Here is a 12,377-nt window from a genome sequence, read left to right as displayed (position 1 = left end):
TTCAAGGAGAGAAAAAATGAGCGCTTTGGAACTAAACAAAACTTATTTTATTGAGACATTCAAAAAAATTGCTGATATGGCAGAGCAAAATCGCGATCATTTAAGTCAATTAGATTCAGATATTGGTGATGGTGATCATGGTATCAATCTTACCATTGGCTTTCGTGAAGTTTCAAAGCAACTCGATATATTATCCGAGACAACGGCAGATATTGCAGAGTTGATGAAAAAAGTTGGCATGATTTTATTGAGTAAAGTTGGGGGTGCATCAGGCCCTTTATATGGCAGTTTTTTTATGAAAATGGCTAATCATACCGTTGGAAAACAATCGGTAACTTTTAAAGAATTTTGCCAAATGTACCAAGATGGGGTAGAGGCGGTACAAATGCGTGGAAAAGCCGAACTCAATGATAAAACCATGATTGATGCTCTCATACCGGGTCTTAATGTATTGAAACATTATCAAGAAGAGGATGATCCGATTAAGACATTGGAAACTTGCGTAAGTGAGATGAAAAAAGGTTCAGACAAAACCATTAATTTAATTCCAAAAAAAGGTCGGTCAATGCGATTAGGTGAAAGGGCAATTGGTCATAGGGATGCCGGTTCTGAATCAGCTTGGATGATTATGAATGAATTTTTAAAACAATTGAAACTAGAGAAGTAATTCTAGAGTAGTAAATTAATTATTATTTAATTTAATGATGATTAATTGGTTAGCGATGTATTTCTATGAGGGTAATAATATGGATAAGGTTTTTGTCAGTCCTAACAGATATGTACAAGGGAAAGATCTACTTACACGAGCAGATGCTTATATCAAACCTTTTAGAATAACACTTTATTCTTGAAATTTAAAAAATTCGAGAATGAAGTGTTTTTATATAACCTTTTCAAATTGTTTTAGGCAAGTTAGTTTACTCAATCAATGATAAGTGAAACTATTTTTATCTTTATGTTATTAAACTCATTTATTTATATTTAAATTGGCTAACACTTTTGCCTGAAAATTATGTGATTATTTAAAGGATGAGTTATGAAAAAAATATACATAGGCACCAGTTGGAAAATGAATAAAACGCTTGCAGAAGCGTTATTATTTTGTGAGCAATTTCGAACTTTTTATCCAGAAAATTTAAAGTCTCAAATCCAACCTTTTGTTATTCCTCCCTTTACTTGTGTTCGTGAAGTTTCAGATTATCTACTAAATAATAAAATTAATTGTTTAACTGGTGCACAAAATATGCACTTTGAAGATTCGGGCGCTTTTACCGGTGAAATATCGCCTATCATGGTCAAAGATACAGGAGCAAAAATTGTTGAAATAGGGCATTCTGAACGTCGGGCTAATTTTGGTGAAAATGATATAGCCATTAATAAAAAAGTGAAAGCTGCTTTGAAACATGGATTAACACCTTTAGTTTGTATTGGTGATAGTTATGAGGAAAAGTCTTTAGATGTATCAGCTGAAACAGTGATTAAACAAATGAAAATAGCCTTATTTGAGATTGATAAACAGCACGCGACCCAAGTGATTATAGCTTATGAACCAATATGGGCGATAGGTGAAAATGGTATTGCCGCAACTCCAGAAGAGGCACAATATATTCATCATCAGCTGCGATCAGCTTTAGTTAAACTCTATGGTCAACAGATCGCCTATCAAATGATACTTTTATATGGAGGCAGCGTAAATCTCGAAAATTCAACTTCATTAATTGCTCAACCAGATATTGATGGCTTATTTATTGGTCGTAGTGCATGGCAAGCGACAGGTTTTTGTAATATATTATCAGCAATTAATCAGCAAAATTAATGTTATGACAAAAGGCTAAAATAATGGATATATTTGAAGATAAGCAAGAAACAGAGCTCCTTACCGAAATTGCTGTTGCTTACTATGAGTATGAGCAGACTCAAGAAGAGATTGCTAAGCGATTTGGTATTTCTCGCATTAAAGTCGGTCGGTTACTTAAAAAAGCAAGATCGGAAGGAATTGTAGAAATTAATGTTAAATATCATCCAATATTTAGTTCAAGAATCGAACAACAATTTATTAATAGTTTTGGTATAAAACGAGCGCTAATTGCTTTAGATCATCAAGATGAGGATGAACAACGCAGACAAGTAGCCGCACTTGTGACTAATTATTTATCGAGTGTTTTAAAAAAAGGTGTGACAGTGGCGGTTGGACAAGGTCGTAATGTTGCAGCGATTGCAAGTCATGTGGGTGTTTTTCCTGAGAAACAGTGTAAATTTATTTGCGGAATTGGTGGTACCCAAAGGGTTGGAGAAATTATTGATGCCGATCATATTAGCCGAAGTTTAGCTAGAAAATTTAATGCGAGCAGTGAAACGCTTTATGCGCCAGCCTATGTTGAAAATCGAGAGCTTAAAGAAGCTTTTATTCAAAATAGAGTCATCAAAGATACATTAGAACGAGCAGCCAAAGCAGATATTGCGTTAGTCGGTATTGGTGATATGAACGAAAATAGTTACATGGTGCAATTGGGGTGGTTTACTCCCCAAGAGATAACTCATGCAACTTTGAAGCAAGGCGTGGTAGGCGATATTGCGGGTTATGGTTTTTTTGATATCAATGGGGATCCTGTTGATACGGCTATGAATGATCGAGTAATTGGTCTTAGCATTGATGAACTTCGTAATATCCCGTGTGTTATTGCCATAGCTTCTGAAAATACTAAAGCAACAGCGATTTTAGGCGCGCTTCGCTCTGGTGTTATAGACATTATTGCAACCAGTGCATCAAATGCTCGAACGGTACTCAATTTACAACAAAATCAGATTAAATAATAGGCTGTAAAAAAGTTTGAGGTTAACTATACGTTTTAGTATAAAAAAGCGAAACATCCTAAATATTCAATAATAAATGGGTTACTAAAACGATTAATGCTTGTTAAATTAACAAAGAAAAATAAGTTAATAAAAATTTATGTAGTCAATAACAACGGGTCATTAGCAAATAATAATGTTATAAATCTGATGTCTAAGTTAAGAGAGTTTGATTGGTGCATTCATTTTTATGGATGGTTGATTAAAACATTGCTCTAATACAGAGATAAAGGTATTAGAGCATTTTATTTTAACATTAATATAATGATTTCAAGTTTAACTTATATAAATCCATTATATCTAATTTACTCATTTTAAAGGGTTATAACAAACGTTTAATTACTTTATCTACGCGGATTCTGCTTAATCTCTTTATTAATTTATGAACACGCTTCGGATAAAATTGACTCGCTTGAATCTGTTGAAAGTGTGTAATTAATGTCGTTTTTTGGCGTATTGTCTCAAGCTCGTGGGTGATTTGTGTCTGTAATTCTTGTTTAGGATCATGAATCAAAATACCATTTTCTAGGTCTAAACGCCATGCTCTTGGATTAAGATTGTTTCCAGTAACTAACATCCATTCATTGTCAATCCAAACCCCTTTTAAATGATAGGTTTGATCATTATCTTTCCATAATCTAATAATTAACTGTTCTTTATCAACATATGACTGCAATCGTTCAATAAAGTTTCTTAAATAAATTTCATACAAATAAGGTAAGCCACCGGAAATATTAAACGGCTTATCTTCAGGAATATAAAAGTCATTCGCTTCTTTATCACCAATAATAATTTCAACTTGTTTGCCTTTTCTAAGCAAACGAATGATGTCACGAACTAAGATATTTGGCAGATTAAAGTAGGGCGTACATAAAGTCACTTTTTGTTGCGCTGAATTAATTAAATGGTGAATGGTTTTATTTAATGAATTATTTCGACCTAAGCCTGCAATCGGTGATACGGATAACTCATTATTATTTGCATTATTGGTATATTGATAATTGGCTTCAGAAAGATGTTGACGTAAAACTTTAATTTCACTTTTAATTTGCTTGCGTGATTTATGTTCTGCAACATCTAAACGTTGTAAAGCGTCAAAAGGTAAAAAGTTGTTATCGATATAATCAATCATGCTTTGTGCAAGTAATCTATTGGTAATAAGATGATATCTGTCATAACGATAATGATCGAGTTTATGCAGGTATACATTATTCAGGCTAGCACCACTGTATATAACTGTATCATCAATAATAAATCCTTTAAGATGTAAAACCCCAAGCACTTCACGACGATTAATTGGAACACCATATACTGGAACATCAACACCAGGATGCTGTAATTTCATTTGGTGATAAAAACGTGCATTGGTGTGCGTTTTGTCTTCTCCGATTCGACCGCGTTGTGCACGATGCCAATCTACAAAGATTTTAATATCTAAATTAGGATTAATTTTTTTTGCTTGGTAAAGAGCATTGAGTATTTCTTGTCCAGCTTCGTCTTGTTCTAAATAGAGTGCTACAATATAAATTCGAAATTGGGCATTTTTGATTTTTTCAAGTAAAGCTTGTCTATATGCTTTAGGATCGTACAAAATACTATATTGATCTGCATTTTGCTGGATTTTTGCTAATTCATTAAGATGCTTTTGATGATTATATTTAATAAAAGGTATTCTCATGATTCATATATTATTGTAACTGGTTCAAATTGTAGAATAACACACTTTAAGCCAGAAAATAACACTCCTTATTTCATAGTCCTGAGTCAATGTTGTTTATATAATTTTTCTTATTCAATTTTGTACATCAATATTATTTTTTAAGATTGTTCATTAATCCATGTTTGAATGATTTTATACGTCAATGCCAATACCACTGGACCAATAAATAATCCCATCAAACCAAAGCTAAGTAGTCCACCGATTACCCCAAATAAAATCAGCAAAAATGGTAAATCAGCCCCTTTTTTTATTAAATATGCACGCATTACACTATCAAGCGTTGTTAAAATAATTGCGACAACAATTAATATAATGCCATAGAGAGTATGACCATTCCAAAATTGCCAAATGATACAACCGAGCATGACAATGACAGGGCCGATTTGTGCAACACAGCAGATAAATAACACCAGTGTTAAAACGCCCGCTAGTGGCATTTTAGTTACAATAAAACTGATCCCACCAATTAGAGCTAGAGTGATTGCCGTTACTACTACGCCAAGCGCTACTGCACGAATGGATTGTCCTGCTAGTGTCACGGTAATAGCGCCATATTGTTTAGATAAGCGATTAGCAAATAAATAAACGTATTTGGTAATCATTTCACCTTTAAGAAAAAGTAATAAACTGAAAATGATCATGACACCAGCATGAAAGATGAATATACTGATGTTGGTTACCTGTGATAACAACCAACCTATTAGCGTTCCAATGTAAGGTTGAATACTGGAGACCAGATCAGAACCATCCGTTTTAATGATATTTAGCCAACTTTGATGAAGTTCTGGTCCAAAAGTCGGGATACTCTCCAGCCAATCAAATGTAGGTAATTCATGATGTGATAAAGATTTAGCCCATTCAATGAGATGGTGGCCATTTTGTGCGACACTACTGATGATCAAAAGAAATGGAATAATACAGACAAGTGCTAAAATTAATGCCATTATTGTTAATGATAACCAGCGTTTATTAAACATTTTTTTCTGGATTTTTATCATTAAAGGCCATGTCGCTATCACTACCATAACAGCCCAGAAAAAACCAAATAAGAAAGCTTCAACAACACGATAGGTAATAATGATTAGTAATGCAATCAGTAATAAGTTTAAAATTAACTTTAATAAATCATAGGTATTTTTTTCTGCTGGCATTTGTGCCCCATTTTTTTTAATCTAAATAATGTTATTATACGCACTATCATTAAAAAATCATATGATAGTGTAAATGATAAATCTTTGATGGAGAAACAAAAATGAGAAAATTATTATTATTGGTGTTAATGAGTGTAGTGTTACCTGCATGTTCTACAACTCCAAAACTCACCAATACAGTTCAAAATGTAAATGATACTGCACCTTATCCGGATGCTATGGTTGGCTATACTCGCTATGCAATTCATCTTCCTTCAATAGCTGATGAAAATAAAGCACGAGTTGAAATTTTAATTGGTAAAGAGATGAATGCTGATTGTAATACACGTAGTTTAGGTGGAATCGTTAAGCAAGAAGAATTGAAAGGATGGGGTTACAACTACTACGTTGTTGATAAAGCTAATAATGATATTTCAACGCTTATGGCTTGCCCTAATGGCACTAATAAAAATCAATTTGTTACTATGAATCATAATTTAGGATTATTAGATTATAATAGTCGTTTACCAATTGTATTTTATGTACCAAATGATTTAACAGTTAAATATCGTGTTTGGCAACCAAGCTCTAAATTACTCCAAGCGAGCGCTGAATAAAAAAAGAAAATTAACTGTTAATTATCGGTGAAATAAGGATTGTTTGATTAAAATATAGTCACTCAATCCTGAAACTTAAGATATTTGATTTTTTAAGTAGACATCTCAAAAAAAAAATGTATTTTATCCCTCGTAATGCAAGGTTAGCTCTACATGTTCATTAGCTTTTTTAATGACTTGTGATTGCCTGATTATCTCGGTTTCGCCATATCATTCAATAACGAATAATGGCAAAATTTGGGGGTCCGTTGTTTTTTCACAATGGGCTTGTGTCTAACATGTAATATCCCTAACTAGAGGAGAAGTGGTGAGCATGTTTACTCAACGTAAAACAATTCTTTCAATCATAGCTGGTGTTTCACTAGCATTATCTCAATCTGCTATAGCTAAAGATCGCGTTGTGCATTTTTATAATTGGGCAGGTCAAATTGGTAATAGCACTATCAGTGATTTCGAAAAATCGACTGGAATCAAACTTGTTTATGATGTGTATGACTCTAATGAGGCTCTTGAAGGTAAGCTAATGGCTGGCCATTCTGGTTTCGATGTCGTTTCACCATCGGACAGTTTTTTAGAAAGACAAATTAAAGCTGATATTTATCTGCCGTTAGATAAAAGTAAATTGCCAAATTGGAAAAATCTTGATCCAAATTTAATGAAATTAATGGCTAACCATGATCCAGATAACAAGTATGCGATCCCTTATGTATGGATGACTACAGGTATCGGTTATAACATTGATAAAGTTAAAGAACGTCTAGGCGATAATGCTCCTGTTGATAGTTGGGATTTAGTTTTTAACCCTGAAAATATGGAAAAACTTAAAGATTGTGGTGTGGCATTTTTAGATGCTCCAACTGAAATCTTTTCAAGTGCTCTTCAATATTTAGGCAAAAATCCAAACAGTACAGATGCAAAAGATTATACGGGTGCAACTTACGAGTTGTTGTCGAAAGTCAGACCATATATCCGTTATTTCCATTCATCTCAATATATTACTGATTTAGCGAATGGTGATATTTGTGTGATTTTAGGTTGGTCTGGAGACATTTTACAAGCTCGTGATAGAGCTAATGAAGCAAAAAATGGTGTGCACATTGGTTATCAAATTCCGAAAGAAGGCGCGTTAGTTTTCTTTGATACATTTGCTATTCCAAAAGATTCAGCAAATCCTGATGAAGCTCATGAGTTTTTAAACTTCATTTTAAAACCAGAAATCGCTGCACAAGTGACGAATGATGTTAACTTTGCAAGTGCGAATAAAGTTGCTAATGATCAGTTTGTTAAACCAGAAGTGAAGAACGATCCTGCGGTTTATCCAAGACCGGAAGTAATGGAAAAACTATTCACTTTAACAGTGAAAGAACCAAAACTTGAACGTGTGATCACTCGCACATGGACAAAACTTAAAACGGGCAAATAGCCGTTTGAAAATGTCAAATAATTGACTTATTTATTCTAGACGGGGAGATTCAATAATCTTTCCGTCTCGTTTTTTATGGCTTGTTGTTATGAGGAAAAAAGCGTGAACGATAAAACAACAAATCAGGTACAGCCTAAAAAAAAGATGATAACTCCACTATTGGAGATCAAAAATTTAACGAAAGTTTTCAATGATGATTATTATGCTGTCGATGATGTAAATTTAACCATTTATACCGGAGAAATTTTTGCTTTATTAGGTGCTTCGGGTAGTGGTAAATCAACATTATTGCGGATGCTTGCTGGTTTTGAACAACCAACGTCTGGACAAATTATTCTCGATGGTAAGGATTTATCACAAGTCCCTCCTTATAATCGTCCTATTAACATGATGTTTCAATCGTATGCTCTTTTTCCTCACATGACGGTTGAGCAAAATATAGCTTTTGGTCTAAAACAAGACAGATTAGACAAGAGTGAAATTAAGCATCGTGTTGAAGAAATGTTAGCACTTGTGCATATGGAACAATTTGGTAAGCGCAAGCCACACCAATTATCAGGTGGTCAAAGACAACGTGTTGCTTTGGCAAGAAGTTTAGCAAAAAGACCTAAATTACTATTGTTGGACGAACCAATGGGGGCATTAGATAAACAACTGCGTGATCGAATGCAGCTTGAAGTCGTGAGTATTTTAGAGCAAGTTGGCGCTACATGTGTAATGGTTACTCATGATCAAGAAGAAGCCATGACAATGGCAGGGCGTATTGCAATTATGAATAAAGGACAATTTGTTCAAATTGGTGAGCCTGAAGAAATCTATGAACATCCAAATAGTCGTTATAGTGCTGAATTTATTGGCTCAGTCAATGTCTTTGACGGTATTTTGCAAGAAACATTAGAAGATGGCTTAATCATCAGTTGTCCTATGATTAAACATCCTTTAAAAGTGGATTATGATTCACCTGCTGTTGAAGGTGTTCCAATTCAGGTTGCCTTACGACCAGAAAAAATTAAACTTTGTGATGAAATACCAAAAGAAGGCTACAATTTTGCAACCGGTGAAGTGGTTGAAATAGCCTATTTAGGTGATCTCTCTATTTATCACGTTAAATTGGAAAGTGGACAAATTATTATTGCTCAACTACAAAACGAACATCGCTATCGTAAAGGTATGCCAACTTGGGGCGATGTCATTAATCTCAGTTGGGAAATTGATAGTTGCGTTGTACTTACTGAATAAACACAAGAGGATATATTGATGCGATCCATTTATTGTGGTTTGTTTCTAAATGCATTGGTGTTACTCAATGTTTATTTACGTTTTGTAACGACAAATGCATTTGATAATTTGTTTTTAGATGCGTTATTTACCTCTATGGTATTAAGTCTACTATTATCTTGTTTAGGTGCATATTTGGTGCATTATAAACCCTCTAAATTCGCTTACCGTTTAATTATAGCAGGCAGTATTTTATATATACCTGCAGGGTTGGGTTTAGTTGCGATTTATTTTGCATTCAAAAAAATGCGTCAACAACGAGATGATTCTGACTTAATGACATTGTATGGGCGTCTATTAGTGATAGCGATTCCTTATTTATGGATGCTATTGTTATTTTTATTGCCGTTTTTGATTGTTTTTCGTATCAGTTTTTCGGAAGCTGCTATCGCGGTACCTCCTTATACTGATCTGTTGAGTTATGAAGATGGTTTACTTAATATTGTTTTAAATTTTGGTAATTATTTCAATTTATTTGAAGATACTATCTACATCGATTCTTATTTACAATCATTAAAAGTCGCAGCTATCTCAACACTGTTATGCATTTTAATTGGTTATCCGTTAGCTTGGGCTATATCACAGTGTAAACCATCGAGTCGAAATATTTTATTATTGTTGATTATTTTGCCTTCTTGGACTTCATTTTTAATTCGTGTTTATGCTTGGATTGGTATTTTAAATCCTAATGGACTTTTAAATAATTTCTTAATGTGGTTGGGGGTTATTGATCAACCTTTAATAATTATGAAAACCTATTTAGCGGTTTACATTGGTATTGTCTATTCTTATCTACCATTTGTTGTATTGCCAATTTATACCTCGTTAAGCAAAGTCGATAACACGCTTATTGAAGCAGCTTTAGATTTAGGTTGTAAGCCAATTAAAACTTTCTTTAACATTATTGTGCCTTTAACTAAAAACGGAGTTATTGCTGGGGGAATGTTGGTCTTTATTCCTGCGGTAGGGGAATATGTAATACCTGAACTGTTAGGCCCATCAGATAGTTTAATGATTGGTACACAACTATGGGCTGAATTCTTTAATAATCATGATTGGCCAGCTGCTTCTGCTGTTGCAACCGTGATGTTATTGATATTAATCGTGCCTATTTACTACTTTAATAAATTTCAGAACCGACAAATGGGAGGTAAATAAATGAACAATTTACCATTAATTATGCGATCTGCATTGATTGTTTTTATCTCCTCATTATTAGGTTCATTAGTGCTGTCGATTTTAATTTCGGCATCAGGATTTGCTTTATTGGGCAGTATTAACTTATATGTGGGATGTTTGGTCTTTAGCCTTATTTTGACTGGTCTTGTAACAATATCGCTATTAGTTCGATGTTTAAAAGGATTAATTATTTTATTGTGTTTATCCTTTTTATATATCCCTATGATTATTTTAATCATTTATTCGTTCAATAGTTCAAGACTTGTTACAGTTTGGGCTGAATTTTCGACCAAATGGTATTTTGAATTGGTTCATAATCAAGCGTTACTTAAAGCGGTAGGATTAAGCTTGAGTATTGCTGCTGGGGCTGCTTCGTTGGCAATCGTACTTGGTACTTTAGCTGCTTTTGCAATTATTCGTTTTAAACGATTCCGTGGCTCTAATTTATTCTCTTTTATGACAACCGCACCGCTTGTTATGCCTGATGTAATAACAGGTCTAGCATTATTATTACTGTTTGTTGGAATGGGGCAAGTGCTTGGTTGGCCTAAGGAACGAGGAGCAATGACCATTTGGATGGCTCATGCAACGTTTTGTACTGCCTATGTGACCGTTGTTATTAGTGCTAGATTACGAGAGTTGGATAAGTCAATTGAAGAAGCTGCATTAGATTTGGGCGCAAATCCATTAAAGGTATTTTTCATTATCACCTTACCTATGATTGCCCCGGCTCTTGTTTCTGGTTGGTTATTGGCATTTACCTTATCGCTTGATGATGTGGTTATCGCGAATTTTGTGACTGGACCAGGTGCAATGACGTTACCGAAACTTATATTTTCGAAAGTACGTTTAGGTGTCGATCCACAAGTTAATGCGTTAGCAACGATTATATTGTTAATTGTGGGTATTATTGGTTTCATTTCATGGCTTTGGATGCGACGTGCTGAAAAACGACATTTACGTGAAATTCGTATGAGCTAATTACCTTATTTATATCAAAGATTGCCGCATGATGCGGCAATTTTTTTAACTTTATAAAATATCCGTGTGTTTTTTCCTATTTTATATTATAGTGTTGGCGGTCAGTTCGCTGACAAAATTCTCAGGGCGGGGCGTAATTCCCCACCGGTGGTTATAGCCCACGAGCGCTTAATAAATTTCAATTTTATTGAGGACAAGCAGATTTGGTGAGATTCCAAAGCCGACAGTTAAAGTCTGGATGAAAGAGAGTGGCTTATCTTTTCTATATTTGCTTTATAGCAAAATCACTATGGTCAAGCACTTGCCCTGATTCTGGTATTTAATATATTTATAACTTAACTAATTTAACTTTGCTTTTGGCAATTATTTTATATGTAAACTTATCTCAATTAGTTACATGAAATATTAGTTCGGATTAGGTTTATTTTAATTAAGAATAAATATAATTAACTTAATAAAACAGGATAGGTATCTACCATGAATCAGTTTAATTTAAATGAATTTGGAACACCAATTGAGCGAGTAAAAAAAGCTATTGCTTCAATTAAGGCAGGATCTGGGGTATTAGTTTTAGATGATGAAGATCGCGAAAATGAAGGCGATATCATTTGGGCAGCAGAAACAATTACAACTCAACAAATGGCTCTAACTATTCGATATGGAAGTGGTATCGTTTGTTTATGTATGCCACAATCTTTTTGTGACAAATTAGAATTGCCTATGATGGTCACCAATAACACCAGTAAAAATCATACTGCTTTTACCATTACAATTGAAGCCGCAAAAGGCGTTACTACTGGAGTATCTGCATCGGATAGAGTGACGACTGTAAAAGCCGCCGTTGCTGATAATGCGAAACCCAGTGATTTAAACCATCCTGGACATGTATTTCCATTAGTGGCTAAAGAGGGAGGTGTTTTGAATCGCCGAGGGCATACTGAAGCATCAGTTGATTTGGTTTCATTAGCAGGTTTTAAACCAGCCGCTGTAATTTGTGAGTTAACTAATGATGATGGATCGATGGCAAGGGCACCACAAGTTGTCGAATTTGCCAAACAACATCATTTACCCGTTGTCACAATTGAAGATATCGTTGCTTATCGTAACACTTTTTCAGTCTAAACATATGGATGTAAACTGTCGAATTAACCATTCGGCAGTGGCATCATTTTATTAAGTTTATTATTGAATAAGTT

10 protein-coding genes, 1 pseudogene and 1 riboswitch are annotated in these 12,377 nt (G+C 34.2%); of the genes and pseudogenes, 9 read left to right on the top strand and 2 right to left on the bottom strand.

The window, feature by feature from the left end:
- Positions 1-16: 16 nt before the first annotated feature.
- From dhaL to H3T96_RS06565, 3 genes are all read left to right on the top strand, one after another.
- Positions 17-667: a dihydroxyacetone kinase subunit DhaL gene (gene dhaL, locus H3T96_RS06575; protein WP_144091924.1), complete on the top strand. Its 651-nt coding sequence runs from the start codon at positions 17-19 to the stop codon at positions 665-667.
- 369 nt (positions 668-1,036) lie between these two features.
- Positions 1,037-1,816: a triose-phosphate isomerase gene (locus tag H3T96_RS06570; protein WP_144091925.1), complete on the top strand. Its 780-nt coding sequence runs from the start codon at positions 1,037-1,039 to the stop codon at positions 1,814-1,816.
- Between the two features lie 23 nt (positions 1,817-1,839).
- Positions 1,840-2,814, top strand: a complete 975-nt coding sequence (locus H3T96_RS06565; protein WP_065737256.1) for a sugar-binding transcriptional regulator — start codon at positions 1,840-1,842, stop codon at positions 2,812-2,814.
- A 361-nt stretch (positions 2,815-3,175) separates the two neighbouring features.
- On the opposite strand, the gene pssA is transcribed toward H3T96_RS06565, so the two are convergent.
- Both pssA and ydiK read right to left on the bottom strand, forming a co-directional pair.
- Complete coding sequence (gene pssA / locus H3T96_RS06560; RefSeq protein WP_144091926.1) at positions 3,176-4,531, bottom strand: CDP-diacylglycerol--serine O-phosphatidyltransferase; 1,356 nt, start codon at positions 4,529-4,531, stop codon at positions 3,176-3,178.
- Between the two features lie 140 nt (positions 4,532-4,671).
- Complete coding sequence (gene ydiK / locus H3T96_RS06555; protein ID WP_086351430.1) at positions 4,672-5,724, bottom strand: AI-2E family transporter YdiK; 1,053 nt, start codon at positions 5,722-5,724, stop codon at positions 4,672-4,674.
- A gap of 101 nt (positions 5,725-5,825) precedes the next feature.
- Here ydiK and eco point away from each other — a divergent pair, with 101 nt between their 5' ends.
- The 6 genes and pseudogenes from eco (at position 5,826) to ribB (ending at position 12,303) form a co-directional block, all read left to right on the top strand.
- Positions 5,826-6,320, top strand: a complete 495-nt coding sequence (gene eco, locus H3T96_RS06550) for a serine protease inhibitor ecotin (protein ID WP_039127134.1) — start codon at positions 5,826-5,828, stop codon at positions 6,318-6,320.
- A 313-nt stretch (positions 6,321-6,633) separates the two neighbouring features.
- A complete protein-coding gene (locus H3T96_RS06545; protein WP_039127137.1) occupies positions 6,634-7,743 on the top strand; it encodes an extracellular solute-binding protein in 1,110 nt (369 codons plus the stop codon).
- A 102-nt stretch (positions 7,744-7,845) separates the two neighbouring features.
- Complete coding sequence (potG, locus tag H3T96_RS06540; RefSeq protein WP_039127140.1) at positions 7,846-8,982, top strand: putrescine ABC transporter ATP-binding subunit PotG; 1,137 nt, start codon at positions 7,846-7,848, stop codon at positions 8,980-8,982.
- A gap of 324 nt (positions 8,983-9,306) precedes the next feature.
- A pseudogene (potH, locus tag H3T96_RS06535) lies at positions 9,307-10,179 on the top strand (putrescine ABC transporter permease PotH); the annotation flags it as partial.
- Between the two features lie 243 nt (positions 10,180-10,422).
- The gene (locus H3T96_RS06530) at positions 10,423-11,181 is read left to right on the top strand and encodes an ABC transporter permease subunit (protein WP_086318584.1); all 759 of its coding nucleotides are present in this window, start codon (positions 10,423-10,425) and stop codon (positions 11,179-11,181) included.
- Positions 11,182-11,294: 113 nt separating this feature from the next.
- Positions 11,295-11,435: riboswitch (FMN riboswitch) on the top strand.
- 223 nt (positions 11,436-11,658) lie between these two features.
- Positions 11,659-12,303 (top strand): 3,4-dihydroxy-2-butanone-4-phosphate synthase, encoded by a 645-nt coding sequence (ribB, locus tag H3T96_RS06525; RefSeq protein WP_144091927.1) that lies wholly within the window; start codon positions 11,659-11,661, stop codon positions 12,301-12,303.
- Positions 12,304-12,377: the final 74 nt, after the last annotated feature.

This window comes from Gilliamella sp. W8136, assembly GCF_016101285.1.
GTDB lineage: Bacteria > Pseudomonadota > Gammaproteobacteria > Enterobacterales > Orbaceae > Gilliamella > Gilliamella apicola_N.
The sequence above is the reverse complement of the archived record's forward strand: the minus strand, read 5'-3'. Positions and strand labels throughout refer to the sequence as shown.

Excerpts from the sequence above, each read along its gene's own strand:
- H3T96_RS06530 (WP_086318584.1), top strand. The coding sequence starts at position 10,423 with ATGATTATTTTAATCATTTATTCGTTCAATAGTTCAAGACTTGTTACA.
- pssA (WP_144091926.1), bottom strand. The coding sequence starts at position 4,531 with ATGAGAATACCTTTTATTAAATATAATCATCAAAAGCATCTTAATGAA.
- eco (WP_039127134.1), top strand. The coding sequence starts at position 5,826 with ATGAGAAAATTATTATTATTGGTGTTAATGAGTGTAGTGTTACCTGCA.
- H3T96_RS06565 (WP_065737256.1), top strand. The coding sequence starts at position 1,840 with ATGGATATATTTGAAGATAAGCAAGAAACAGAGCTCCTTACCGAAATT.
- H3T96_RS06545 (WP_039127137.1), top strand. The coding sequence starts at position 6,634 with ATGTTTACTCAACGTAAAACAATTCTTTCAATCATAGCTGGTGTTTCA.
- ribB (WP_144091927.1), top strand. The coding sequence starts at position 11,659 with ATGAATCAGTTTAATTTAAATGAATTTGGAACACCAATTGAGCGAGTA.
- ydiK (WP_086351430.1), bottom strand. The coding sequence starts at position 5,724 with ATGCCAGCAGAAAAAAATACCTATGATTTATTAAAGTTAATTTTAAAC.
- dhaL (WP_144091924.1), top strand. The coding sequence starts at position 17 with ATGAGCGCTTTGGAACTAAACAAAACTTATTTTATTGAGACATTCAAA.
- H3T96_RS06570 (WP_144091925.1), top strand. The coding sequence starts at position 1,037 with ATGAAAAAAATATACATAGGCACCAGTTGGAAAATGAATAAAACGCTT.